This window comes from Crossiella sp. NPDC003009 (genome assembly GCF_053591555.1).
In genome coordinates, this window is sequence record NZ_JBSFUA010000024.1 from 1 (window position 1) to 24452 (window position 24452).

25 protein-coding genes are annotated in these 24452 nt (G+C 72.9%); 6 read left to right on the forward strand and 19 right to left on the reverse strand.

What is annotated here, in order from left to right; translation table 11 throughout:
- Positions 1-778, forward strand: a 778-nt coding sequence (locus tag ACWDY5_RS23780; protein ID WP_449724370.1) for a pentapeptide repeat-containing protein, incomplete at its 5' end; no start/stop codon positions are given.
- Here ACWDY5_RS23780 and ACWDY5_RS23785 read toward each other — a convergent pair.
- From ACWDY5_RS23785 to ACWDY5_RS23805, 5 genes are read right to left on the reverse strand one after another with little or no spacing between them, the layout of a single operon-like run.
- Positions 779-2521, reverse strand: coding sequence for a serine/threonine-protein kinase (locus tag ACWDY5_RS23785; RefSeq protein ID WP_449724371.1), 1743 nt, complete (start codon positions 2519-2521; stop codon positions 779-781). It lies immediately after the preceding gene.
- Positions 2522-2549: 28 nt separating this feature from the next.
- Positions 2550-2999 carry an Lrp/AsnC family transcriptional regulator gene (locus ACWDY5_RS23790; protein WP_283659854.1) on the reverse strand — a complete coding sequence of 150 codons (450 nt, stop codon included), beginning with the start codon at positions 2997-2999 and terminating at the stop codon, positions 2550-2552.
- On the reverse strand, positions 2996-4147 hold the full coding sequence (locus ACWDY5_RS23795) for a M24 family metallopeptidase (RefSeq protein WP_449724372.1): 1152 nt from the start codon (positions 4145-4147) through the stop codon (positions 2996-2998). The genes ACWDY5_RS23790 and ACWDY5_RS23795 overlap by 4 nt, the downstream gene beginning before the upstream one ends.
- 5 nt (positions 4148-4152) lie before the next feature.
- Complete coding sequence (locus ACWDY5_RS23800; RefSeq protein ID WP_449724373.1) at positions 4153-5400, reverse strand: MFS transporter; 1248 nt, start codon at positions 5398-5400, stop codon at positions 4153-4155.
- Positions 5397-5984, reverse strand: a complete 588-nt coding sequence (locus tag ACWDY5_RS23805; RefSeq protein WP_449724374.1) for an ArsR/SmtB family transcription factor — start codon at positions 5982-5984, stop codon at positions 5397-5399. The genes ACWDY5_RS23800 and ACWDY5_RS23805 overlap by 4 nt, the downstream gene beginning before the upstream one ends.
- Before the next feature lie 83 nt (positions 5985-6067).
- On the opposite strand from ACWDY5_RS23805, the gene ACWDY5_RS23810 reads away from it, so the two are divergent.
- Complete coding sequence (locus ACWDY5_RS23810; RefSeq protein ID WP_449724375.1) at positions 6068-7015, forward strand: 5'-3' exonuclease; 948 nt, start codon at positions 6068-6070, stop codon at positions 7013-7015.
- On the opposite strand, the gene ACWDY5_RS23815 is transcribed toward ACWDY5_RS23810, so the two are convergent.
- Genes ACWDY5_RS23815 through ACWDY5_RS23825 form a run of 3 tightly spaced genes read right to left on the reverse strand, consistent with a single transcriptional unit; the run spans position 7012 to position 9955 of the window.
- Positions 7012-7674 (reverse strand): hypothetical protein, encoded by a 663-nt coding sequence (locus ACWDY5_RS23815; RefSeq protein WP_449724376.1) that lies wholly within the window; start codon positions 7672-7674, stop codon positions 7012-7014. The genes ACWDY5_RS23810 and ACWDY5_RS23815 overlap by 4 nt on opposite strands.
- A 28-nt stretch (positions 7675-7702) precedes the next feature.
- Complete coding sequence (locus ACWDY5_RS23820; protein ID WP_449724377.1) at positions 7703-8710, reverse strand: hypothetical protein; 1008 nt, start codon at positions 8708-8710, stop codon at positions 7703-7705.
- 42 nt (positions 8711-8752) lie between these two features.
- Entirely contained in the window at positions 8753-9955 is a 1203-nt protein-coding gene (locus ACWDY5_RS23825) for a GNAT family N-acetyltransferase (protein ID WP_449724378.1), read from the reverse strand.
- A 132-nt stretch (positions 9956-10087) separates the two neighbouring features.
- Here ACWDY5_RS23825 and ACWDY5_RS23830 point away from each other — a divergent pair, with 132 nt between their 5' ends.
- Genes ACWDY5_RS23830 through ACWDY5_RS23840 form a run of 3 tightly spaced genes read left to right on the forward strand, consistent with a single transcriptional unit; the run spans position 10088 to position 13004 of the window.
- Positions 10088-11068, forward strand: coding sequence for a helix-turn-helix domain-containing protein (locus tag ACWDY5_RS23830; RefSeq protein ID WP_449724379.1), 981 nt, complete (start codon positions 10088-10090; stop codon positions 11066-11068).
- Positions 11065-12048 carry a helix-turn-helix domain-containing protein gene (locus tag ACWDY5_RS23835; RefSeq protein ID WP_449724380.1) on the forward strand — a complete coding sequence of 328 codons (984 nt, stop codon included), beginning with the start codon at positions 11065-11067 and terminating at the stop codon, positions 12046-12048. The genes ACWDY5_RS23830 and ACWDY5_RS23835 overlap by 4 nt, the downstream gene beginning before the upstream one ends.
- Complete coding sequence (locus tag ACWDY5_RS23840) at positions 12045-13004, forward strand: helix-turn-helix domain-containing protein (RefSeq protein WP_449724381.1); 960 nt, start codon at positions 12045-12047, stop codon at positions 13002-13004. Before ACWDY5_RS23835 ends, ACWDY5_RS23840 begins: the two co-directional genes overlap by 4 nt.
- 287 nt (positions 13005-13291) lie before the next feature.
- Here the strand turns inward: ACWDY5_RS23840 and ACWDY5_RS23845 are convergent, their stop codons facing one another.
- The 11 genes from ACWDY5_RS23845 to ACWDY5_RS23895 form a co-directional block, all read right to left on the reverse strand.
- The gene (locus ACWDY5_RS23845) at positions 13292-14050 is read right to left on the reverse strand and encodes a DUF4333 domain-containing protein (protein ID WP_449724382.1); all 759 of its coding nucleotides are present in this window, start codon (positions 14048-14050) and stop codon (positions 13292-13294) included.
- 103 nt (positions 14051-14153) lie between these two features.
- Positions 14154-16940, reverse strand: a complete 2787-nt coding sequence (locus tag ACWDY5_RS23850; RefSeq protein WP_449724383.1) for a DEAD/DEAH box helicase — start codon at positions 16938-16940, stop codon at positions 14154-14156.
- Positions 16941-16969: 29 nt separating this feature from the next.
- Entirely contained in the window at positions 16970-17368 is a 399-nt protein-coding gene (locus tag ACWDY5_RS23855; protein ID WP_449724384.1) for a hypothetical protein, read from the reverse strand.
- A gap of 34 nt (positions 17369-17402) precedes the next feature.
- Positions 17403-18299, reverse strand: coding sequence for a diacylglycerol kinase family protein (locus ACWDY5_RS23860; RefSeq protein WP_449724385.1), 897 nt, complete (start codon positions 18297-18299; stop codon positions 17403-17405).
- Entirely contained in the window at positions 18296-19279 is a 984-nt protein-coding gene (gene tatC / locus ACWDY5_RS23865) for a twin-arginine translocase subunit TatC (protein ID WP_449724386.1), read from the reverse strand. The genes ACWDY5_RS23860 and tatC overlap by 4 nt, the downstream gene beginning before the upstream one ends.
- A gap of 26 nt (positions 19280-19305) precedes the next feature.
- On the reverse strand, positions 19306-19635 hold the full coding sequence (gene tatA / locus ACWDY5_RS23870; protein WP_252484797.1) for a Sec-independent protein translocase subunit TatA: 330 nt from the start codon (positions 19633-19635) through the stop codon (positions 19306-19308).
- 23 nt (positions 19636-19658) lie between these two features.
- Positions 19659-19895 (reverse strand): bacteriophage holin, encoded by a 237-nt coding sequence (locus ACWDY5_RS23875; RefSeq protein ID WP_252484798.1) that lies wholly within the window; start codon positions 19893-19895, stop codon positions 19659-19661.
- Positions 19896-20042: 147 nt separating this feature from the next.
- Positions 20043-20942 (reverse strand): alpha/beta hydrolase, encoded by a 900-nt coding sequence (locus tag ACWDY5_RS23880; RefSeq protein ID WP_449724387.1) that lies wholly within the window; start codon positions 20940-20942, stop codon positions 20043-20045.
- 114 nt (positions 20943-21056) lie between these two features.
- The gene (locus ACWDY5_RS23885; RefSeq protein WP_449724388.1) at positions 21057-22034 is read right to left on the reverse strand and encodes a helix-turn-helix transcriptional regulator; all 978 of its coding nucleotides are present in this window, start codon (positions 22032-22034) and stop codon (positions 21057-21059) included.
- Positions 22031-23002 (reverse strand): helix-turn-helix transcriptional regulator, encoded by a 972-nt coding sequence (locus ACWDY5_RS23890; protein ID WP_449724389.1) that lies wholly within the window; start codon positions 23000-23002, stop codon positions 22031-22033. The genes ACWDY5_RS23885 and ACWDY5_RS23890 overlap by 4 nt, the downstream gene beginning before the upstream one ends.
- Before the next feature lie 101 nt (positions 23003-23103).
- Positions 23104-23907 carry a class I SAM-dependent methyltransferase gene (locus ACWDY5_RS23895; RefSeq protein ID WP_449724390.1) on the reverse strand — a complete coding sequence of 268 codons (804 nt, stop codon included), beginning with the start codon at positions 23905-23907 and terminating at the stop codon, positions 23104-23106.
- Between the two features lie 115 nt (positions 23908-24022).
- On the opposite strand from ACWDY5_RS23895, the gene ACWDY5_RS23900 reads away from it, so the two are divergent.
- Positions 24023-24448, forward strand: coding sequence for a YciI family protein (locus ACWDY5_RS23900; protein WP_449724391.1), 426 nt, complete (start codon positions 24023-24025; stop codon positions 24446-24448).
- The last annotated feature ends 4 nt before the right edge of the window (positions 24449-24452 follow it).

Sequence of the window (24452 nt, forward strand, 5' to 3'; positions counted from 1 at the left end):
GCCCGCGCCGCCCGCCCGGCGCGCAGCCCGCGGCCTGCTGTTGCCGGTGGCCGCGTTACTGGTCGGCCTGGCCGCGCTGGGCACGCTGTGGATCGCCTCGCGTTCGCTGGCCGCCACCGAGGCGCAGCTCGCGCTGACCGCGCAGTCCCAAGCCGCGCAACGGTTCACCGAGGCGGTCGGCCAGCTCGGCTCGGCCAAGGCGGACATCCGGCTGGGCGCGATCTACGGCCTGGACGGCCTGATCCGCGACTCGGCCAAGGACGCGGCCAGGGGTGTGCAGGTGCTCACCGCGTTCGTGCGCACCAGGGCCCCGATCGAGAACTGCGCAGGCGACACCGCGCAGGCCCTGCAACGCCCGGCCGAGGACGTGCAGGCCGCGATCACCGTGATCGCCCGCCGCGGCAGCGCCTCCGGCGACCGCCTCAACCTCAGCCGTGCCTGCCTGGCCGGGGCCGACCTGGCCCAGGCGCACCTGGACCGCGCCGACCTGACCGGCACCGACCTGAGCCGGGCCAACCTGGCCCGTGCCCGGCTGCGCTCGGCCGACCTGAGCGACGGCGTGCTGGTGCAGACCGACTTCACCGGGGCCGACCTGCGCCGCGAGGACGGCGCGGCGGCCTGGACCACCCGCCTGCGCCAGGCCAACCTGACGGGCGCGAACCTCACCTCGGCCAACCTCACCGGCGCGGACCTCGCCGGTGCGGAGCTGACCTCGGCCCAGCTGACCGGCGCCAACCTCACCGGCGCGGACCTGCGCGAGGCCACCGGGGTCAGCTGATCAGCGCGGCAACCTGGCGGCCACCGCCCTGGCCAGCTCGGTCAGCTGCGCGCACAGCGGTTCCCTCGGCGGCTGGTCGCGCAAATGCAGCCGGACCAGCTCGACCACCGGATGTCCTGCGCCGTCGACCTGCTCGCGGTGCCGGATGTCGGCCTCGCAGCCGTCGTCGTCGGCCGCCACCACGCCCTCCACGCCCGCGCCCAGCTCGACCCGCTTGCCGTCGCGCTTCCCGGTGTCCGGCGGCTTGCGGTCGAACTCGATGAGGACCTCGCGGCGGCCGCGCACCCACTCGCAGTTCCAGTTGCCGTAGCCCGGGTCGGCCCCGGCCTCGCCGACCACCGGCGCCAGGTCCTCGCGGCTGAGCAGCGCGCAGGCGTCCACCCGCAGCAGCGAGTTCGCCGCGGCCTCGGTGGGCCTGCGCTTGACCTGGCCCTGGTGCAGCGCCAGCAGCACCCCGTTGGTCAGGGCCTCCGCCATGTCGCAGAGCGGGGCCGGCCGGTCCTGGCGGTGCTCGGCCTCCACCCGGATGCGGTGTCCGTCGGGCAGGTGCACCACGCGTTCGCACCGGTCGCCCTTGAGCGCCGGGCGCGCGATCGGGCCGATCGCGGTGGCCGTCGGCGTCGGCGTGTTGACACCCGCGTAGCCGAGCAGCCGCACCTTCGCGACCACCTCGTCGGCCGGGTCGTCGGGTTTCGGCCGGACGAGCACGTCGCAGCGGTTGAAGCTGCCGTAGTCGCCCGCCATGGCGGTCTGGCCGAAGCGGCTCAGCGCGGCCGGGTCGACCAACGCGCACGGGTCGGCGCTGCGCAGGTCTCCCAGCAGGTGCACCCGGTCCTCGGGCAGCGAACCGGCCCTCGGCCAGAACACCACGGCCGCGGCCACCACCAGCACCGCGGCGGCCGCGGCGGGGTAGACCGGCCAGCGGCGGCGCGGCGACGGCGGGACGCGGATGGTCAGCTCCAGGCCGTTGGCCACCTCGGCGAGCATGGCCCGGGCCGCCTCCGCGCTGGGCCTGCGGCGGGGATCCTTGTGCAGCAACACATCCAGCACCTTGCCCAGCGGACCGTCCTGGTGGTGCGGCTCCAGGTCGTAGGCGCCCGCGCGAGCGAGCTGGCCCTGCGGCCCCGATCCGCCCCACGGCGACTGGCCCTCCACCGCAGCGAAGAGGGTGGCGCCCAGGGCGAAGACGTCCGAGGCGCTGGTTGCGATCTGCCGGTTGGCGACCTCGGGGGCGACGTAGCCGGGGGTGAGGTCCGAGGCGCCCTCGCGGTCGCCGGTCTCCTCGGCCCAGCGGGCGATGCCCAGGTCGGTGAGCTTGACCTGGCCGGTCGCGGTGACGAGCACGTTGGCCGGTTTGACGTCCTGGTGCACGATGCCGGCCCGGTGGATGGCGGTGAGCGCGGCGGCCAACTGCTCGCCGATCCTCGCCGCCCGCTCCGGGGCCAGCCTGCCGTCCTCCCGCACGATCTTGGCCAGGTCGCGGGAGTCCAGGTACTCGGTGACCACCCAGTGGTCCTCGCCCTCGGTGAACGAGGTGAGCACCGAGATCACGTTCGGGTGGTCGAGCGCGGCGCCCTGGATCGCTTCCCGCCGGATCTGCTCCCGGTCGGCCACGCGGGAGCGCTTCATCGCCACGATGCGCTTGAGCTCGACGTCGCGGGCCCGCCAGACCTCGCCCTGGCCGCCGCTGCCCAGCTTCGCCAGCAGCCGGTAACGCCCCGCGATCAGCTCGTCACTCCCCATGTGAGCGGAGTGTAGGCACGGCCGTTATCTAGACAGCTGGTGGCCGGTCCTCATACGGCGTGGACAGCACAACCGTGGTCCGGGTGGAGACGTTGGCGACCTCGCGGATCCGCCGCAGCAGATCCTCCAGTGCCGTCGCCCTGGCCACCCGGACCAGCAGGATGTACGACTCGTCCCCGGCCACCGAGTAGCAGGACTGCACCTCGGGCAGGGCGGCCAGGCGTTGCGGGTAGTCATCAGGAGCCGAGGGGTCGATGGGGGTGAGCGAGATGAACGCGGTCAGCGGCAGGCCGACCTGTTCGTGGTCGAGCCTGGCCGCGTAGCCGCGCAGCACCCCGCGCTGTTCCAGCCGTCGCACCCGTTGGTGCACGGCCGAGACACTCAGCCCCACCTTCTCCGCGAGATCGGTGAAACTGCAGCGGCCGTCCTCGGACAGCACCCGCAGGATCGCGCGGTCGATCGGCTCAAGATTCGTCACGCGGGTAGTGATACCAGGTCATGGGGCTGGTTGTTCAGTCGCTGGACACCGGTTTCCGTAACGACCACGATGTCCTCGATCCGCGCGCCCCACCGGCCGGGCAGGTACACCCCCGGCTCGATGCTGAAGGCCATGCCCGGCTCCAGCACCAGGTCGTTGCCCGCCACGATGTAGGGCTCCTCGTGCACCTCGAGGCCGATGCCGTGGCCGGTGCGGTGCACGAAGTACTCGCCGAGCCCGGCCTGCTCCAGCACCTGGCGGCCGGCGGCGTCCACCGACTCGGCGGTCACGCCGGGCCGGACCGCGCGCACCGATGCCTCCTGGGCGGCCAGCAGCGCGGCGTAGCCGGTGGCCACGTCGGCGTGCGCGGGCTCGCCGAGCACGTAGTTGCGGGTGCAGTCGGAGTTGTAGCCCTCGGCGACCGGGCCGCCGATGTCGACCACCACCACGTCCCCGGCCTGGATCACCCGGTCGGACAGCGAGTGGTGCGGGCTGGCGCCGTTGGGCCCGGAGCCGACGATGACGAACTCGGCGTGGGTGTGCCCCTCGGCCACGATCGCGGCCGCGATGTCCGCGCCCACCTCGGCCTCGGTGCGCCCGACCTTGAGCCACTCGGCCATCCGGGCGTGCACCCGGTCGATGGCCTCGGCGGCCTTGCGCAGCCCGGCGATCTCGCTGGCGTCCTTGCGCATCCGCAGCTCGCGCAGCACCGGCCCGGCCAGCACCTGCTCGGCCCCGGGCAGCGCGGCCCGCAGCGGCAGCACGTGCCGGGCGGTCATCGCATCGGCCACCGCGACCCGCGACGGCGCCTGGCCCGTGCACCGCAGCAGGTCGGCGACCAGCCGGTACGGGTCCTCGCCGTCGACCCAGGTGACCAGCTCCACCCCCAGCTCGGCCAGCGGCAGCGCGCTGTAACCAGGGGCTTCCAGCTTGGGCAGCACCAGCGCGGGCGGCGCGCCGTCCTCGGCCGGCAGCACCAGGCAGGTGAGCCGCTCGAAGGACTCCCCGCCCGCGCCGAGCAGGTAACGCAGGTCCGAGCCCCCAGCGACGAGCAGCGCGTCCACCCCGGCGGCGGTCGCGGCGGCGGCCGCGCGCTCCAGCCTGGCGGTGTGCGCCTGAACGTCCACTCTTCCGGTCGTCGTCGACATAGGCGCTACTTTATGCGGTCCATCTGCCGCCACACCCGGAAGACCAGCGGACACAACGTGGCAACCAGGTACAGCCCGCCGGTGAGCCACATGGTGACGCCCAGGCCGAGGTGGTCCACCGACAGTCCGGCCAGCACGGTGCCCACCGGCATCCCGGCCGCGCAGCCCGCGGCGGTGACGCCGAAGACCACCGGCCGCTGCGCCTCCGGGATCCGCTCGTACTCCACCACGGTCAGGATCGGGTTGATCGCCCCGCACAGCAGCCCGATCGCCACGAAGCCGGCGACCAGCGCGAACATCCCCGGTTCGGCGATCAGCAGGAGCTGTTTGGGCGCACCGACGGCGAGGAAGGCCAGGGTGTAGACCGGCCAGCGCGGCAGCCGCGGCCCGAGCCAGCCGTAGAGCACGGTGCCCACCAGCGCCGCCCCGCCGAAGACGCCGGTGACCACGCCCAGGGCGACGCTGCTGCCCAGCACGTCCTTGGCGTAGCGGGGTAAGAGCACCGAGTAGATCGCGGCGTCCATCAGGTTGGTGACCATCAGCATCAGCGTGATCGCGCCGATCAGCCGGTCCTTGCGCAGGTAGCCGACCCCGGCGCGCAGATCGCCCAGGTAGGCCCGCGCGCCGCGCTTGGCCGGCACGTCGTCGGGGTGCACGCCGGGCACGAACAGCCCGACCAGCAGCGCGGAGACCAGGAAGGTGGCCGCGTCCACGAACAGCACCTCGGCCGCGCCGGTGACCGCGATCAGCACCCCGGCCAGCATCGGCCCGACCATCTTGGCCGCGCGGGAGGCCCCGTCCGCGGCGCTGGCCGCCCGCTCCAGCGGGGTGCCGCCGAGCTTGGCCAGCTCCGGCACGACCGTCGAGCGCGCGGTCTCCCCCGGCGCCCGGCTGATCCCGAGCACCGCGACCAGCAGCACCAGCTGCCACAGGGCGAGTCCGACGGTCAGGTGCAGCACCGGGATGGCCAGCACCGCCAGCGCGGCCAGCAGGTCGGAGAGCACGCTGGCCCCGCGCGCGCCGAAGCGGGCCACCATCGGCCCGCCCAGCGCCGAGGAGGCCACCACCGCGACCAGCTCGACCGCGGCGACCAGGCCGGTCTGGGTCGAGCTGCCGGTGGTCTCCAGCACGAACCAGGGGATGGCCAGGAAGGTCATCATGGTGCCGCACACCGACACCCCGTTGGCCGCGAACAGCGCCACCAGCGGCGCGCGGCGGCGCACCGGCGCGGGCGCGAGGTCCTCGACGATCACGCTTCCTCCTTCTTGCCCCGGCGCGGGAAGGACTGCCACTGGGTGACCACCGAGGTGTCGCCTTCGCGGCGCGGACGTTCGTAGCGGTCGAGCACCTGCTCCAGCTCGGCGTTGAGCGCGGTCAGCTCCTCCGGGGTCAGCCACATGAGCCGGTCGGAGAGCGCGGCGGCGTCGATCCACTCCCTCGGCCAGCTCGCCATCTCGCCCACGTACTGGCTGGCCTTGCGGTAGTAGATGTCGACGATCTCGTGCAGGAACGCGCCCATCGCGCCCTGGGCCGCCGGGTCCTCGAGCAGGTCGCCGATCTCGAAGGAGGTCAGCTGGTGCCGGGCCCGCCACCAGCGGTCCCGGCGGCTGCCGCGCTCGGGCTCCTCCTCGATGAACCCGTACTCGGCGAGCTGGCGCAGGTGCCAGCTGGTGGTGCCGGAGCTCTCCCCCAGCCGCTCGGCCAGGCCGGAGGCGGTGGCCGGACCGTCGGCGCGCAGCAGGCCCAGGATCTCCAGCCGCAGCGGGTGGGCCAGGCCGCGCAGGGTGCGCGCGTTCAGCTGGGTGGCCCGTTCCAGCGGACGCTCGTCTTCGCTCACGGGCAGCACCGTACAATCGCCAAGGACTCTTTGCAAAGGGTTCTTGGCGATTTTTGTCGGAGGGTCGTGGCAGGCTGTGCGGGGTGAACGCTCCCCTCGTGCTGATCGACGCGGCCAGCCTGTGGTTCCGGGCCTTCTACGCCGTGCCGGAGTCGATGACCGCCCCCGACGGCACCCCGGTCAACGCCGTGCGCGGTTTCACCGACATGGTCGCCAGGCTGATCGCCGACCGGCGGCCGGGCCGCCTGGTGGCCTGCCTGGACGCGGACTGGCGACCGGCGTTCCGGGTGCAGGCGCTGCCCTCCTACAAGGCGCACCGGGTGGCCGAGGAGGGCGACGGCAGCGAGGAGCAGGTGCCGGACACGCTGACCCCGCAGGTCCCGGTGATCCTGGACGTGCTGGACGCGGCGGGCATCGCCACCGCGGAGGCCGAGGGCTACGAGGCCGACGACGTGATCGGCGCGCTGGCCTTCGCCGAGAGCAAGGACCCGGTGGAGGTGGTCACCGGCGACCGCGACCTGTTCCAGCTGGTCCGGGACGCGCCGGTGCCGGTCCGGGTGGTCTACGTGGGCAAGGGCATCGCCAAGGCGGAGACCTTCGGCCCGGTGGAGCTGGCCGCCAAGTACGCCCTGCCCGAGGAGAACGCGGGCGCGGCCTACGCCGCCATGGCCGTGCTGCGCGGCGACCCCAGCGACGGCCTGCCCGGTGTCGCGGGCATCGGCGAGAAGACCGCGGCCAAGCTGATCACCCAGTTCGGCTCCCTGGACGCGCTGCTGGCCGCGGTGTCCGACCCGATGGACCGGGTGCTCACCGCCCGTGCCCGCACCAGCCTGACCGCCGCCGCCGACTACCTCGCGGTCGCGCCCCAGGTGGTCAACGTCGCGGTGGACGCCCCGGTCCGGATGTACCGCGAGGACATCCTCCCGGCCACCCCGGCCGACCCGGCCCGCTTCGCCGCCCTCGGCCACCGCTGGGGCATCGACCGCTCGCTGAACCGCCTGCTCCAGGCGCTGAAGGCGAACGCGAGCTAACCGACCGGCCAGCCCAGCGCCGAGACCTCACGCCGCACCCGCGCCCAGTCCGCGCCGGGCGCCAGCCGCCGCGTCAGCTCCGCGGTCAACGGCGCCTGGCGCAGCACCTCCCTGACCGCGCGGTAGTCCAGCTCCCGCTGGTAGTAGTCCTGCGCGAACCCGTGATACCCCTCGGGCCCGTCCACGGCCACCACCTGGAACAGCCAGCGCGCCCCGTCCGGATCGTCCCCGGCCGGGAACACGATCTCCCCGCACTGCCACCGGTTCCCGTTCCACCGCCGCCACACCACCACGGTCGCGGCCAGCAGGTCGTCCAGGCAGAACGCGGGCTCCTCCACCAGGTCCGCGAAGTCGGTGGGCAGCTCGTCCACCAGCCCCGGCCACAGCTCCCCGTCATCGGAGACGAACGGGCTCATCGCCGACTCGTGGTCGAACCCCCTGATGAAGACCCCGGCCTCCTGGAACACGATCGAGTACTCATCGCCGGAGCCGTTGCGCATCCAGGCCAGGTCGCGGCCTTCCGCCCAGTCCGGGTGGTAGCCGAAGTAGCGGGACCCCGGATCGTCGTTGAGCACGACCTCCAGCGCCGCGATGGCCCGGCAGCGGGCGCGCAGGGTGTCGATGTCGGGCAGCTCGCGCACCAGATCCAGGACCGTCACGGATCCATGAGAGCACGACGCCCTGACATCAGCGGAACTTCGCCGTCCGCTGGTGGTACTCCTCTTCGGCGTCCGCCCCCAGATACCCCCACGGGATCCGGTGCAGCCGGTCCCCCATCCCGGCCAGGTGTGCCTTGGCCCGGTCCCGGTCCATCGCCATGCAGAACGCGGCCGCGAACAGGTTGTGCGCCTCCAGATCCCGGGGGTGCCGCTGCGCCTCGGCGCACCACCGGTCGGCGGCGTCGGCGAGCTCGCCTGCCACCTTGGCGAAGTGGCGGACCTGCAGGGTGGCGATCTTGAGCGGGCTGCGTTCCTCGATCAGCTTGCGCAGCCGGGGCAGGTAGGTCTCGAAGTAGGCCAGCGGCAGCATGGCCACCAGCGGGTTGCCCGGCGGGGCCTTGTCCACGCAGCCGTGCGCGAAGGCGAGCATCTCCTCCTCCGAGCCACCCCACTTGGCGGCCAGGTACTGCAGGCGGTGCCAGTGCGCCGGGTACAGCATCGGCGCCCGGTCGATGACCTTGCGCCAGAGGTCGTCGTTCTGTTCCCGGTCCACGTTCAGGCCGCGCGCCACCGGCATCAGGCTGACCCACGGCGCGGCGTCCTTGGGCAGCAGTTTCGCGCTGCGGTGCAAGGGTTCCACCGCGCGGCGCAGGGTGGCGTGGAAGAGCTTGGCGCGGTCGGCGCCGACGGTGGAGCCGCTGCCGGAGCCGCGGATGGCCCAGGCCTCCTGGATCCGGGCCTCGCCGACCAGCAGCCACAGGTCGGGGTCCTCGGCCTGTTCGGCGATGGCGGTCAGCTCGTCGCTGTGGCCGATCACGGTCTTGCCCAGCATCGCGGCGCGCAGGGTGCGGGTCTCGGGGTCTTCGCGGCATTCGGCCAGCACGGTCAGCCCGGCCTGCAGGCTGCCCTCGCCCAGCTCGGCGACCGCGGCGTCCAGCACCGGGTCGTGGTAGGCGCGGTCCTGGACCATCAGCGGTCTTGGCAGGGCCGCTTCCTTACCGGCGGCCGACCTCTTCCCCCAACCGAACAACCCCATTCAGCCACAGTATCCCGATCTCACCCGGCCCAGCGAGGCACCTCAGAAGAAGGTCCCGGACCACGGCACGCGGTCGCCGGCGAACAACCGGTCGGCCTCGGCGAGGGCTTCCGGCGCGGCCACGGTGATCCGTCCGGCCGCGGCCAGCTGGCTCGGCCTGCTGTCGCCGAGGTAGATCATCGCGAGCACGTCGGCGTCGAGCTCCAGCTGCGCGGCCGCCTCGGTCCGGGCCGCCCCGTCCGGGCTGATCAGGTAGTGGCCGGTGTTGCCGGGCAGGAACCGGTCCCGCACCGAGACCACCACCGGCTCGGCCGCGCCATAGGTCCGCGCGGCCAGCGCGGCGGGCACGTCGACCAGCCGCAGCCAGATCTCGTCGGTCACGCCGGTGGTGCGCACCGCGTCCCGGTCGGTCAGCAGCGCCTCCAGTGGCAGGTCCATGGCCAGCGGGTCGTCGGTGACCACCTCAACCGCCAGGTCCACGCCGAGCAGGAACCGCCACAGCCCGGCCTGCGCGCCAGGGTTGTCCGCGTGCAGGTCCCTGATCTCCAGGTACCGGCCCCGCTCGTTGCGGCCGGTCGTGTACACCACATAGCCGTCCGGCCCCGCCGGTCCGAGGTGCACCGCGCCGACCAGGTACTCATCGCCGCCGCGGTGCCGGGCCAGCGCCAGCGACCAGTAGTGCCCGGAACGCTCCTGCCAGCCGGGCCGGGAGCGGTCCAGCCCGTCGTAGACCGAGGGCAGCAGCGTCTCCAGCTCCTCCGGCGCGAGCAGCCGCACCTCGCCGGTGACCGGCGCGCCGGGGTGCAGCTTGGCTCGCGCGGTGCGCACGGCGAGATCGCGTCCCCTGCTGGCCACGCCGTAGCCGAAGCGCCCGTAGATGGCGGCCTCGCTGGCCCGCAGGCTGGCCAGCACCTCACCGCGTTCGGCCAGGTCACGCAGCTGGCTGCGCATCAGCTCGGTGACCACCCCGCGCCGGGTGTGGTCGGCGCGCACACCGACCCTGGTGACCCCGGCGTGCGGCACCCCGGTCCGGCCGGGCACGGTCAGCGGCGCCGGGAACGAGGTGGTGGTGCCCACCAGCAGGTCACCGCTGCGCACCCCCAGCGTGCGGCCGGGCACGTAGGCGCGCTGCGAGTGCTCCCACTGCTCGTCCGAAGCCGGCGGGTGGTGCATGGCGGCGCGGAAGAGGGTGTGCGCGGCCCGTACCTCGGCCGCGGCCAGCACCTGTACCTCGTGATCGGTCACCAGCCGATCGTGCCCCGCCCGCCTCGTTCTGACGAATGGTTTAACCGGCAGGACACTGCCATTCACTCCCCCGCGCCGATTTCGGCATGCTTGGCTCAGGGGTCGTTTCGAACAAGCTCGGGGTGGGGAAGCATGATCGAGACCTGGTTCCGGACCGCGGACGTGCCCGCGCCCGAACGACTCGACTACTGGCGGGAGCTGGCCGCCCGCCTGTGCGGCGAGGCCGCCATCGAACCGCTGGCCCCCGGGGTGTTCCACTCCGAGATCCGGGCCCTGACCATGGGCGAGCTCGGCGTGGTGCTGGAGCACCAGTCGCCGTTCTCCCTGGTGCGCACCACCGCGCACGTGCGCCGCGAGGACCCGGACCGCTGTTACCTGATCCTGCTCGAGGAGGGCTCGGTCGGTTTCGATCAGGACGGCCGGTCCGGGGTGCGCCGTCCTGGCGACCTGATCGTGCACCACAGCAGGACCCCGTCGGTCACCCACGGTGGCACGGTGGGCCGGTCGATCAACTTGCACTTCCCGCGCACCCTGCTGCCACCGGTGGCCGGCGAGTTGCTGGGGGTCTGCTTCCCCGCGGGCGGCGGGCTCGGCGCGCTGGTCGCGGGCGCCCTGCGCGAACTGGCCGTGCTGAACGGCGACCGCGATGCGGAGGCGGTCCGGCTGGCCGGCATCACCCTGGACCTGTTGGCCGCGCTCTGCCACCGGGAACTGGGCACCGAACGCCCGGCCACCACCACCCCGGCCGCGCTGCTCAGCCAGGTGCGCGCCTTCGCCCAGAAGAACCTCGCCAACCCCGCCCTGGACCCGGCCATGATCGCCGCCGCGCACCACATCTCCGTGCGCTACCTGCACCGGCTCTTCCAACAGGAAGGCCAGACCGTGGCCGGCTGGATCAAGGACCAGCGCCTGGAACGCTGCCGCCGCGACCTCGCCGACCCCCTGCTGCGGGACCGGCCGGCGCACGCGGTGGCCCGCCGCTGGGGCTTCACCGACAGCGCCCACTTCAGCCGCGCGTTCCGTGCCGCCTTCGGCCTGCCACCCGGGGAGTACCGCAAGCTCGCGCAACCGCTCAACGGTCGTCTCGAACAAGCTCGGGACGGGGCAGCATGATCGAGACCTGGTTCCGGACCGCGGACGTGCCCCCGCACGAGCGCTTCGACTACTGGCACCAGCTGGCCAGCAGCCTGTGCGGCGCGGCCCGCATCGACAACCCGGGGCCGGGCGACTTCCACGCCGAGGGCCGGGCCCTCGACCTGGGCGCGATGGGCGTGGTCACCGACACCAAGTCGGCGTTCTCCATCGTGCGCACCCCCGCGCACGTGCGCAGGCACGACGAGGAGCGCTACTACCTCACCCTGCTGGAGGAGGGCGTGGTCCGGTACGAGCAGGACGAGCGGCAGATCGAGCTCACCCCGGGCAACCTGATCATCTACCCCTCCTCGGCGCCCTCGGTGACCGCGGCGGTGAACCACGGCCGCTCCAGCATCCTGCACTTCCCGCGGACCCTGCTGCCCCAGGTGGCCACCGGCCTCGTCGCGGCCACGCTGTCCGCACGCGGCGGCCTGGGCGCGCTGGTGGCCGGCAGCCTGCGGGAGCTGGCCGCGTTGCCCGGTGACCGCGCCGAGGAGGCGGCCCGGCTGGCCGGCATCACCCTGGACCTGCTGGCCGCGCTCTGCCACCGGGAACTCGGCACCGAACGTCCGGCCACCACCACCCCGGCCGCGCTGCTGGGCCAGGTGCGCGCCTTCGCCCAGCGACACCTGGCCGACCCCGGCCTGGACCCGGCCACGATCGCCGCCGCGCACCACATCTCCGTGCGCTACCTGCACCGGTTGTTCCAACAGCAGGGCCAGACCGTGGCAGGCTGGATCCGGGACCAGCGCCTGGAACACTGCCGCCGCGACCTCGGCAACCCCTTGCTGCGGGAACGGCCGGTGCACGCGGTGGCCCGCCGCTGGGGCTTCACCAACGACGCCCACTTCACCAGGGTCTTCCGCACCGCCTTCGGCCTGCCACCCGGGGAGTACCGCAAACTCGCGCAACTGCCCAGGCAGCGCGCGGACAGCGCACTAACCCAGGCGGACCGATGATCGAGACTTGGCTGCGAACGGACGACCTGCCCGCCGAGGAGCGGCTCCCGCACTGGCACCGCCTCGCCGAGATCGGCTGGGGCGCGACCACGGTCAGCGTGCCGGAGGCCGCCGAGTTCCGCAGCACCAGCCGGGTGCTGAACCTGGGCAGCCTGGTGATGACCACCGAGGACCTGCAGCCGGTGCGCCTGGCCCGCACCCAGGCCCAGATCCGGCACTCGGACCCGGAACGCTGGCACCTGATCCTGCTCGCCGAGGGCGTCTGCCGGTTCACCCAGGACGGCCGCGCCGACGAGTTCAGCGCGGGCGACCTGCTGCTGCACCACACCTCCGCCCCGTTCACCGGCGAGGTGACCGCGTCGACCTCGCTGTTCCTGCAGTTCCCGCGCAAGCTGGGGCTCGCCGGCCTGGAGTCGCTGACCTCGACCCGGATCCCGGCCGACCGCGGCGTCGGCGCCCTGGTCGCGGGCTGCCTGCGGGAGCTGGGCGGACTGCCCGCCGGCCGGGCCGCCGAGGCGGACCGGCTGGCCGGGGCCACCCTGGACCTGCTCAACGTGCTCAGCGCGCGGGTGCGGGGCACGCCGAGCGCGCCGGAGGCCCACCCTGCGGCGCTGTTCGCCGCGGTGTGCGCGTTCATCCGGACCAACCTGGCCGATCCCGCGCTGGACCCGGCCACGGTCGCCGCCGCGCACCACATCTCCGTGCGCTACCTGCACCGGTTGTTCCAGCAGGAAGGCCAGACCGTGGCGGGCTGGATCCGGGACCAGCGCCTGGAACGCTGCCGCCGCGACCTGGGCGACCCGCTGCTGCGGGAGCGGCCGGCGCACGCGGTGGCCCGCCGCTGGGGCTTCACCGACAGCGCCCACTTCACCAGGGTCTTCCGCGCCGCCTTCGGCCTGCCGCCGGGTGCGTACCGCAGGCTCGTCCAGGCCAGCTCGCTGAGCCGGACGGAGTAGTCCGTTGTGCCCGCACGGTCAACGCCGGTGCGTTGGCAGTCAACGACGCCGGGTCCGGATTCGGCCAGGATTGCTGACACGCGGGCGGCACGCTCCTGGGGAGGAAGCCCCGCCCGCGTGGACCGGCGCGGAGGCGTTCCTGGGGGCCGCCGTCGCGCTGGTCCGCACCTACTCGCCGGACGGCCCCCCAGTGGCCGCGCCCGGTGGGGCCGGGTCAGGGCTGCCACCTGGCCCGCGCGCCGACCCCGCACGCCGGGCGGGCTCGGGGTCGGCGCTCCCGCCCGGTGCTACTTGGGCAGGCTGACCTCGTAGATCGCGTCGCTGTTCTTGACCGTGATGGTCACGGTCTTCTCCTTGCCGTCGATCTTGACCTTGCAGTCGAAGGTCGAGCCCTGGGTGACGGCCTGGCCGGAGGGGCAGGTGGCGCCCTCCACCTTCTGCACGTTGTACTTCTCGGTGAGGATCTTCTTCACGCCCTCCTGCACGGCGTTCTCGTCGAAGACCTTCTTCAGGAACCAGCCGGGCCAGACGAAGCCGAGCACCGCGACCGCGGCCACCAGCAGCACCGCGAGGCCGCCGAGGATCAGCGGCAGCGCGGACTTCTTCTTCGGGCCGCTCGGCGGCTGCCCGTAGCCGGGCTGCTCGCCGTAGCCGGGCTGGCCGTACGGTCCGGGCTGACCAGGCTGACCGGGCTGGCCGGGGAAACCGGGCTGCGGCTGGCCGTAGGGACCGGTCGGCTGGCCCGGCTGAGGCTGCCCGTACTGACCAGGCTGAGGCTGCTGGCCGTACTGACCGGGCTGCGGCTGGTTCGGGTCGGGCTGACCGTACTGGCCCGGCTGCTGCCCGTAGCCGGGCTGCTGGCCGTACTGGCCCGGCTGCGGCTGCTGCGGGTAACCGGGCTGCTGGCCGTACCCCGGCTGGCCGGGCTGCTGGCCCTCGGCCGGGAAACCACCGGAGGGGGTGCCCTGGCCAGGACCCGAGCCGTACGGCTGCTGGCCCCACTGCTGCGGGTTGTTCTCCCCGGGCGGGCCATACGGGCTGGTCATCCTGCGCCTCCGTGTTCGTGGTTGGCGCGGCCGTTCCGCACGCGCTGCGGGCGATCAAACCACAGCCGGACCGGCTGTACCCGGCCGACCGACCAAGTTGCCATCAGGTCACCATCGCCACCACGCCACGGCGGATGGACGCGGCGGCCTTGATCGCGGTGGCGCCGATCGGATCCTCCCCGCCGAGCACGTCCCTGAGCTGCTCCAACAGGTCCACCACCTGCCGGCACCAGCGCACGAAGTCACCGGCGGAAAGCTCCTGCCCGTTGGCCTCGGCCGCACTGAGCACCTTCTCCAGTGATTCCCCGCGCGCCCACCGGTAGACCGGCCAGGCGAACCCGGCGTCGGGCTCCCTGGTGCGGTCCAGGCGGTGGCGGCGCTCGTCGTCCTCCAGCTCGGCCCAGATGCGCATGGTGTTGTCCAGCGCCTCGGCCACCCCGCCGCCGGGCAGCCGGGGCTGGGTCGGCGCGTCCCGGCGGGACTCGAAGACCAGCGCGGAGACCACCGCGGCCAGCTCGGCCGGGTCCAGGTGCCGCCAGGCCTCGGTGCGCAGGCACTCCGCGGCCAGCAGGTCGGACTCGCTGTAGAGCCGGGTCAGCCGCCGCCCGTGCTCGGTGACGATCTCGCCGACCTCGTCCTCGGTGCGCGGCGCCCGCAGGTAGCCGCGTTCGCGCAGCAGCGCGCGGATCCGGTCGAAGGCGCGGGCCAGCGAGTGCGTGGTGGCCGCGACCTGGCGTTCCAGCTTCTCGGTCTCGCCCTGCAACCGGTGGAAGCGCTCGCCCCAGCGGGCGTGCTGCTCCCGGTCCTCGCAGGCGTGGCAGGGGTGCGCGCGCAGCGCCCGGCGCAGGGTGGCCAGCTCGGCGTCCTCCACCGCGCCGCCGGAGGAGCGGCGCCGGCCGCGGCCGGGCGGCTGGATGCCGGTGTTGCGCAGGGTCGCGGCCAGGTCCCGGCGGCTGCGCGGGGACCGCACGTCGACCTGCTTGGGCAGCCGTACCCAGCCCAGCGACTCGACCACCGACGGGAAGTCGTGCACGGACAGCCGCCCGGCCCAGCGGTCCTCGGTGACCACCAGCGGCCTCGGGTCCCCGTTGGGGTCCAGGCCGGGGTCGATCACCAGGGCCAGCCCGCTGCGCCTGCCGGAGGGCACCTCGATGACATCGCCCTTGCGCAGCTTCTCCAGCGAGGCCGCCGCCTCCGAGCGGCGCACCGTGCTGCTCTGCCGGGCGAGGGTCTTCTCCCGCTCGGAGAGGCGCTTGCGCAGGTTGGCGTAGTCGCTGAAGTCGCCGAGGTGGCAGGTCATCGACTCCGCGTACCCGGCGAGGCCTTCCTTGTTGCGCTCGATCCGCCTGGCCAGCCCGACCACCGAGCGGTCGGCCTGGAACTGGGCGAAGGACTGTTCGAGCAGCTCGCGGGCGGCGGCCGCGCCGACCCGCTGCACCAGGTTGACCGCCATGTTGTAGCCGGGCTTGAACGAGGAGCGCAGCGGATAGGTGCGGGTGGAGGCCAGGCCGCCGACCTGCCGGGGATCCATGCCGGGCTGCCAGACCACCACGGCGTGGCCCTCGATGTCGATGCCGCGCCGCCCGGCCCGCCCGGTGAGCTGGGTGTACTCGCCGGGGGTGAGGTCGACGTGCGCCTCGCCGTTGTACTTGACCAGCTTCTCCAGCACCACGGTCCGCGCGGGCATGTTGATGCCCAGCGCCAGGGTCTCGGTGGCGAAGACGACCCGGACCAGGCCGCGGACGAACAGCTCCTCCACGGTCTCCTTGAACGCCGGCAGCAGCCCGGCGTGGTGGCTGGCGATGCCGCGTTCCAGCGCCTCGCGCCATTCCCAGAAGCCCAGCACGGCCAGGTCGTGCTCGGGCAGGCCGCCGGTCTTGGCCGCGACGATCGCCCTGATCTCGGCCACCTCGGCCTCGGTGGTCAGCCGCAGCCCCGAGCGCACGCACTGGTTCATCGCCGCGTCGCAGCCGTTGCGGCTGAAGATGAACACGATCGCGGGCAGCAGGCCCTGGGAGTCGAGCTGGCGGATCACGTCGTTGCGCGAGGGCGGCCGGAACGTGCCCGACCTCGGCCCGTGCCCGCCGCGCCGGTCCTGCCGCGGCCTGCCCCACGGCAGGTGCCGCCGCTCCATCTCCTGGGTGTGCCGGTTGAGCTCGGGGTTGATCCGGATGTGGCCTTCGCGCGAGTCCTCGGCGAAGAGGTCCATCAGCCTGCTGCCGACCTGCATGTGCTGCCACAGCGGCACCGGCCGGTGCTCGTCCACCACCACGGTGGTGTCCCCGCGCACCTCGACCAGCCATTCGCCGAACTCCTCGGCGTTGCTGACGGTGGCCGACAGGCCGGTGATGCGCACCTGCTCGGGCAGGTGCAGGATGACCTCTTCCCAGACCGCGCCGCGGAAGCGGTCGGCCAGGTAGTGCACCTCGTCCATGACCACGTAGCCGAGGTTGTCCAGCGCCCTGGAGCCCGCGTAGATCATGTTGCGGAGCACCTCGGTGGTCATGATCACCACCGGCGCGTCCCCGTTGATCGAGGTGTCCCCGGTGAGCAGCCCGACCTGCTTGGGCCCGTACCTGGCGGACAGGTCGGCGTGCTTCTGGTTGGACAACGCCTTGATCGGCGTGGTGTAGAAGCACTTCTTGCCCTCGGCCAGGGCCAGGTGCACGGCGAACTCGCCGACGATGGTCTTGCCCGCGCCGGTGGGCGCGCACACGAGCACACCGTGTCCGTCCTCCAGCGCCTCGCAGGAGCGGCGCTGGAAGGGGTCCAGATCGAAGGACAGTCCCGCGATGAAGTCGGTCAGCTTCGGATAGGCGGACCGGGCGCGGGCTGCGGCGAAGGCCTCCGAGGGAGACCTGCCTGAGTCGGAGGAAGGGCTTGGTGCCACCTGCTCAGACTTTCACACGTCCCCGACAGTCACCGCGCGAAGTACCGGTTGGCCTCCGGACGCCAGGCGAGTACGACAGGCAGCGTGGCGATCGCCAGCAGCCCGAGCTCCGGAAGCAGGTCGCTGGTGGGGACCGGGAGCCCGCGCAGCAGGTGTGTCAGGCGGTAGAGCACGTACAACACCGAGAGCACCGTGACCACGACCCTGGCCCAGTTCCGCCCTCGGTGGAACGCCGTGGTCAGCCACAGCAGCAGCAGGCAGGTCACCAGGATGACGACCAGCGCCACCAGGGAGTGCAGCAGGCGGTTGTCCGAGATCACCAGGGTCAGCAGCGCCAGTCCCAGTGAGACCACCGCGGGCACCGCGAAGAGCACGGCGGCCACGGTGACGATGCCGGGCGGGGCGGTCTGCACTGGCGGCTGGCTCACCAGGCGGAATCTAGGGCAATGGCCTGTCAGCGCGCTAACGACCGGCGCGGGCCACCACGGTCAGCGCCCCCGGCACCGCGCGCACGGTCACCGGCAGCCGGGCCTGGCGCTCACCGTCGGCGTAGGCCACCCAGCCGTTGTCGCCGCTGAGCTGGACCTTCCGCGCCCGGAACGTGCGGACCACCGGGTGGTCCACGTGCCGCCCGGTGCGCAGGGTGGGCAGGATGCGCAGCAGCAGGCGGCGGCTGGCCGCGCCGACCACGGTCACGTCCAGCTCGCCGTCGGCGGGGTCGGCGTCCGGGCAGATCGGGATTCCGCCGCCGTAGCTGGTGGTGTTGCCCAGCGCGACCAGCGTGGCCTCCACCTCGACCCGGCCGGCCGTGGTCTCCAGCAGCAGCTGCCGCGGTCGCAGGCCGGCCAGCTCGGCCAGGATGGCCAGGTCGTAGCGGCGCGGGCCGCGTGGCCAGCGCATCCGGTTGGTGCGCTCGTTGACCGCGGCGTCGAACCCGGCGCACAGCACGGTGGCGAAGTAGCCGCCCCCGGCGATCCGCCCCAGGTCCAGCGTGCGCCGCGACCCGCCGCGCAGGGCCTCGGCCACCGCGGCGGCGGCTTCCCGCGAGCCGCGCGGCAGCCCGACCGCGGCGGCCAGGTCGTTGCCGGTGCCCGCCGGGACCACCGCGAGCGCGGTGCCGGTGCCTGCGCAGGCCTGCACCGCCGCGTGCGCGGCCCCGTCCCCGCCGAGCACCGCGAGCACGTCCACCCCGCCGGCCACCGCGGACCTGGCGAGTTCGGCCAGGTGCTCGCCGCTACTGGCGACCAGCGGTACCAGCTCGGTCACCGCGGGCCGGAGCGCGGCGGCGACGGATCCGGCGACCCGCGCCGCCGACCAGGCCCCGGAGGCCGGGCTGACCAGCAGCGCGAGCCGCGTCACGTGGCGTCGTCGTCGTAGCGGACCCTGGGCTTGTCGACCACCGGCGACGGGGTGGCCCGCACCGGCTCGATCTCCTCCACCGGCGCGGTGTCGGCCGCGATCGGCGAGGCCTCGTCGTCGTTCCAGGTGTCCCAGCCCTCGGCGGCCCGCTTGCGCGCGGCCCGCTTGTCCCGGAACCGGGCGATCTGGATGGAGAACTCGTGCAGCAGGGACAGCGCGAGGGCCAGGGCGAGCATGGAGAACGGGTCGGTGCCGGGGGTGGCGATCGCGGCGAAGACGAACAGGCCGAAGATCGCGCCGCGGCGGCTGCGCCGGAGCTTGTCGTAGGTGAGCACGCCGGCGAAGTTCAGCATGACGACCAGCAGCGGCAGCTCGAAGCTGACCCCGAAGATGATCAACAGGGCGAGCACGAAGTTGATGTAGTTGCTACCGGCCAGCGCGGTGGCGAACTCCTCGCCACCGAAGCCGACCAGCGCGATCAACGCCTTCGGGATGATGAAGAAGGCCAGCACCGCGCCGAGCATGAACAGCACCGAGGCGCAGCTGACGAAGGCGCCGGCGTACTTCTTCTCCTTGTGGTACAGCCCCGGCGTGATGAACGCCCACAGCTGGTAGAGCCAGATCGGGGCGGCCAGCACCGCGCCCACGGCCAGCGAGACCTTGAGGCGGACCATGAACGCCTCGAACGGCTGGGTCTGCAACAGCTGGCACTTGCCCGCGTTCAGCGAGACCTTGTCCGGGATGGCGCAGTAGGGGTCCAGCACGATCGAGCCCAGCGTCGGGATCGGGCCGACCGTGTACACCCACCACAGGAACGCGATCACGGCCCCGGCCACCAGGGCCAGCACCGAGACGCCCAACCGGTGCCGCAGCTCGTAAAGGTGCTCGATGAGCGTCATCGTGCCGTCGGGGTTCTTCTTCCGACGGCCGCCGAACAGCTTGCCGAGCCCTTTACGGCGGCGGAGCTCTCCGCTCCCCACCGAGTCTGTCTCCTCTTACTCCGCGCTCAGCGGTTGTCAGCGCGACCCTGGGTCTGCTCCAGCGGCGGCGCGACCTGCGGCGCGGGCTGCTGGACGACCGGCTGGGTCGGCGGCAGCGGCTGCGGCGCGGCGGTGTAGGGCTGCTGCGCGGCGGGCTGCTGCTGGACCGGAGGCTGCGGGGCGGGCGCGGGGGCCTGCTCGGCCTGTCCGTCCTCCTCGCGCATGGTCTTGGTCTCGGCCTTGAAGATGCGCATGGAGCGGCCGACCGCACGAGCCATGTCAGGCATCTTCTTGGCGCCGAACAGCAGCACGACCACCACAGCGATGATCAGCAGCTCAGGTACTCCGATAGGCACGGTCGTTCCTCCTGTCTCCCCCGCTACCCGATGGTACGCGGGGCAGGCATGTCGTCCTTGGTCGAAGCGCGTCGCTCCATGATCGCCACGCGCAACGCGGCGGAGCGGGCACGCAGCAGTCCGGTGCGGTCCCTGACCGTGCCCTGGAACCTGGCCTGGGCCCGCCCGGCGCGTTTGACCGCACCGAACACCCGGACCAGAACGATCACCAGGACGACCAGTCCGGCGAGGACCGGCAACATGAGGGACAGGTACTGCACCAGCACACCGTAGCTGGCCGCACCGACCGTGACGAGACCCGCCCGACGGATCCGATCACCTGTTTCCCGAGGGATGAACGGTTCAGAACGATCGTCTTACCCCTCCTTGAACAGCGCCCGGAATCCGCACCGCGGGTAGTCGCGGCGTCACAGCCGCAGCGCCCAGTCCCTGGCGACGTCGTACCACTGCGAGGCGGTCCGGTGCAGGTTCAGCGAGTGCCCGGTCTCCGGCACCACGAACGCCTCCAGCGCCACCCCGTCCCCGTACAGCGGCCGCTCCCCCGCCAGCAGTGTCGCCGCGCTGGTGCAGTCGCTGGCCCCCTCCCCGGTGAACAGCACGTCCCGGTCCCCCACCACCAGCAGCACCGGCACGGTGATCCCCGGGTACTCCGCCGGCCCGGGAAAGGTGTCGTAGCCGGGGATGACATCGGGCTCGGTCAGCTGCTCGTCCAGCGCCACCAGCTGCTCGTCCACGGTCGCCGGGTGCAGGAACATCCCCGCCCTGGTGCCCGGGATGCTGGTCAGGTACCCGTCGTCCAGCCCCCGTCCGGCAAAGCGCGGGTCCTCCTTCGCCGGGTGGAAGTGCGCGCCGATCCCGGCGAAGACCTTCTCGTTGGGCTGGTTGGTGCCGCCGGTGAGGATGATCCCGTCCACGTCACCCGGATGGCGCAGGGCGAGGCTGAGGGCCAGCGCGATGCTGAACGAGTGGCTCACGAAGACCACCCGGCGGTAAGGAACCCCGTCCACCTCGCCCGCCCGCAACGCCTGGACCACGTGGTGCATCGAGTCGGCGTGCGCCGTGCCCAGCAGGTCCGCACTCGGCGGCCTGCTGCTGGCCCCGGTCCCGAGCCGGTCCACGGTGAGCACCGCGTGCCCCGCGCCGACCATGGTGTCCACATAGGACGGACCGTTGGCGCGCACCTGCCAGTAGCCGCGGCCGTAGTAGCCGCCGGGCACCGCCACGTGCACGGTGTCGGCCGGACCGACCGGGGTGCGCAGCTCGCCCGCGATGTGCAGGTCGATGCCCACCTGGATCCTGACGTCCACTCTGCCCCCATTGCTCAAACTTGAATACGGCGGCAGAGTATGCCCGACCAGCAACTCCCCCGGCAAGCCACCAGCCCCGGAGCAGCTCGCGCACCGCCGCCCGGCCCGGCCGGCTCAGTCCACCGGCGCCAGGCTCGCCCGGCGCAGCGCCTGCCGCGCCCGTTCCCTGATCTGCCCGGCCAGCTCCTCCGGCCGCTCCACGTGCACGTCCCGGCCCAGCCCCAGCATCAGCCGGACCATCCAGGACTCGTCGGTGTAGCGCATCAGCACCCTGGCCCGGCCGTCGCCCAGCTCGGTCACCTCGTCCACCGGGTAGTACTCGGCCACCCACCGCGCGTCCGGCTCCAGCACCAGCATCGCCACGTGCTGGTCCGGCTCCGGGCGGTACAGGCCCTCGGAGACGTCGGTGGGCTCGGCGTGCGGCGGGGGCGTGGCGGGCTCGTCCAGGACGTCCACCTCGTCGATGCGGTCCAGCCGGAACAGCCGCATGCCCTCGGCCCGGCGGCACCAGGCCTCCAGGTAGCTGCGGCCGTCGACCAGCAGCAGGCGCATCGGGTCCACCACCCGGTCGCTGATCTCGTCCCGGGAGATCGTGTAGTACCGCAGCCGCACCGCGCGCCGGTCCTGCAGCGCCCGCTGCAACGGCTCGCGCACCTCGGCGGTCGCCCGGCTCTCCCGCCCGGCCAGGCCGACCACCACACCGGCGGGCTGGGCCTGGCCCACCGCGGACTCGATCTTGGCCAGGGTGCGGCGCACCGCGTCGGTGTCGGCGACGCCGGGGGTGTCGGCCAGCGCGCGCAGCGCCACCAGCAGCGCGGTCGCCTCCTCGGCGGTCAGCCGCAGCGGCCGGTTCATGCCCGCGTCGTAGGTGACCGTGACGGTGTCCCCGTCGAAGGACAGGTCGATCAGGTCACCCGGCCCGTACCCGGGCAGCCCGCACATCCACAGCAGCTCCAGGTCCTTGCGCAGCTGCTGCGCGGTGACGCCGAAGTCGGCGGCGGCCTCGGAGATCAGCACTCCCGGCCGGGCCAGGAAGTAGGGCACCAGGGACAGCAGCCTGGGCAGCCGCTCGGTGGAGGAGGAGGCGGTCATCGGACCTCACCCGCCGCACCGGCGAGCAGCTGGTGCACGTGCGTGCGCAGCGACTCCGGTTCCAGCACCACCACATCCGGCCCGTACCCGGCGATCCAGCTGGCCGCCGAGTTCGGGTACACCAGGTCGATCTCCATCACCTCGCCGGCTTCGCCGTCCAGCTCCATCGCCTCCACCGCCTTGGCCCGCCGCCGCAACCCGTGCGCCCGCTCCAGCGCCACCCAGACCCTGGCCGGGGCCGACTGCGGCGCGTTGTCCTGGTCACCGGCGACGAAATGCAGCAGGTCCACACCCTCCGGCCGGCGCACCGCCCCGTCCCGCCCGGTGGCCTTGGGAATGCCGACCACCCTGGACAGCCGGAAGCAGCGCGGCGCGTTCCGGTCCCGATCCTGCCCGACCAGGTACCAGCGCCCGCGCCAGGACACCACGCCCCACGGCTCGACGGTCCGCCGTTCCGGTTCGGGCGCGCTCTGCTTGCGGTAGTCGAAGCCGACCACCTTCCCGGCGTGCACCGCGGCCAGCAGCGGCCCGAACGCCGGCTCGTTCGCCCGCACCTTGGGCTCCACGATCGACGGCGCCGCCTGGTCCACGTCGACCCCGGCCGCGCGCAGCTTCACCAGCGCGCCGTGCGCGGCGCCGGTCAGCTCCGGCGACTCCCAGAGCCGCACCGCCAGCGCCACGGCCGCGGCCTCATCCGGCTCCAGGTCGATCTCGCCCAGCTCGTAGTCGCGCCGGGCGATCCGGTAGCCCTCGGGGTCGAACGCCGAGTGCCTGCCGGTCTCCAGCGGCACGCCCAGGTCGCGCAGTTCGGCCTTGTCCCGCTCGAACATGCGGAAGAAGGCTTCCTGGTTGGCCGCGTCGGTGTACCCGGGCACGATCGACCGGATCCGGTCGGCGGTCAGGTACTGCCGGGTCGACAGCAGGCAGAGGACCAGGTTCACCAGGCGTTCGGCGCGGGCAACGGACACCGAAGCAGCTTACGGGTCCGCGCCAGCGCGCTGGGCCGAACGGGCCTTGTTACTCCCCTCCGTGTGGTAGGTGCCCGGTCAAGGACTGGCTGGTGAGCAGGTCAGCGGGTGCCGACGGCGATCAGCGAGTCCGCGCCGAGGTCGTTGATGCCGGCCGCGGCCAGCCGGTGCAGGAAGTCCGCGCGGACCGCCTCCACCTGCCGTTCGGTCAGCCCGGCCAGCCGGGCGCGCATGCCGGTGCCGAGCACGAAGCTCCACGCCAGCTGCTCGTCGATCGGGATGCGCAGATCCACCTTGCGCACCGCCACCTCCGACAGCCCGAGCCCGGCCAGCCAGCCGGCCAGCTTCTCCTCGGTGTTGATGCGCTGGGCGGCCAGGTTGACCGGCGAGTTGATCGGCAGCTCCGGCTTGTACACCCGCACCGCGTCGACCAGCTCGGAGCCGAACCCCTCGGTGGCGGCATCCGCCCAGGTGGTGACCACGAACTTGCCGCCGGGCCGGACCAGCGTGAGCAGCTTGCCTGCCGCGGCGTCCATCTCGGGCAGGAAGAACACGCCGTAGGCGCACTGCACCACGTCGTAGGGCTCGCCGTCGGGCGCCTCCCAGACCGTGGCGTCGGCCTCGAAGAACTCGGCCTGGCGGAGCCCGCGCCGGGCGGCCACCTTGCGCGCGTAGGCCAGCAGCTCGCCTGCCAGGTCCAGCCCGTGCACCAGTCCCGCTTCGCCGACCAGTTCGGCCGCGGGCAGCGCGGAGGCGCCTGCCCCGCAGCACACGTCGAGCACCCGGTCGCCGGGTTCGAGCCCGGCCGCCTCTGCTGTCGCCGAGCCCATCGGGCCCCACAGCAGCGGCGACCAGTCCACGAACTCCGCGCGTCCCGCGTCGAACACCGCACCCACATCGGTCATGAACCGATCTTGCCAAAAAAAGACCGGCAGTCGTGTCGAAGTACGCACTCGCCGATCGACGCACCGGTAGAACGGGGTCCCCACGATCCCGATGATCACGACGAAGGAGTCGACGATGCGTTTCATGGTTCTGGTCAAGGCCAACGAGGACACCGAGGCCGGTGTCATGCCCAGCGAGGCGGAACTGGCCGCGATGGGCCGCTACAACGAGGAACTGGTCAAGGCCGGCGTGCTGCTCGCGGGCGAGGGCCTGCACCCCAGCTCGAACGGTGTCCGGATCGCCTTCGACGGCGACAAGCGCACCGTGATCGACGGCCCGTTCGCCGAGACCAAGGAGCTGCTCGCGGGCTTCTGGCTGCTCGAGGTCGGCTCCCGGGAGGAGATCATCGAGTGGGTCAAGCGGGCTCCGATGGAAAGCGGCGAGCTGGAGATCCGCCAGGTGTTCACCGAGGACGACTTCGGCGACGCCCTGTCCCCCGAACTGCGGGAGCAGGAGGAGCGGCTGCGCGCGCAGGTGGAGAAGCAGCAGCGCGGGAAGTGACCCC

Coding starts and splice junctions, on each gene's coding strand:
- ACWDY5_RS23835 (WP_449724380.1), top strand. CDS start 11,065: ATGATCGAGACCTGGTTCCGGACCGCGGACGTGCCCCCGCACGAGCGC.
- ACWDY5_RS23795 (WP_449724372.1), bottom strand. CDS start 4,147: ATGTCGACGACGACCGGAAGAGTGGACGTTCAGGCGCACACCGCCAGG.
- ACWDY5_RS23840 (WP_449724381.1), top strand. CDS start 12,045: ATGATCGAGACTTGGCTGCGAACGGACGACCTGCCCGCCGAGGAGCGG.
- ACWDY5_RS23785 (WP_449724371.1), bottom strand. CDS start 2,521: ATGGGGAGTGACGAGCTGATCGCGGGGCGTTACCGGCTGCTGGCGAAG.
- ACWDY5_RS23900 (WP_449724391.1), top strand. CDS start 24,023: ATGCGTTTCATGGTTCTGGTCAAGGCCAACGAGGACACCGAGGCCGGT.
- ACWDY5_RS23895 (WP_449724390.1), bottom strand. CDS start 23,907: ATGACCGATGTGGGTGCGGTGTTCGACGCGGGACGCGCGGAGTTCGTG.
- ACWDY5_RS23830 (WP_449724379.1), top strand. CDS start 10,088: ATGATCGAGACCTGGTTCCGGACCGCGGACGTGCCCGCGCCCGAACGA.
- ACWDY5_RS23845 (WP_449724382.1), bottom strand. CDS start 14,050: ATGACCAGCCCGTATGGCCCGCCCGGGGAGAACAACCCGCAGCAGTGG.
- ACWDY5_RS23820 (WP_449724377.1), bottom strand. CDS start 8,710: ATGGGGTTGTTCGGTTGGGGGAAGAGGTCGGCCGCCGGTAAGGAAGCG.
- ACWDY5_RS23885 (WP_449724388.1), bottom strand. CDS start 22,034: ATGACCGCCTCCTCCTCCACCGAGCGGCTGCCCAGGCTGCTGTCCCTG.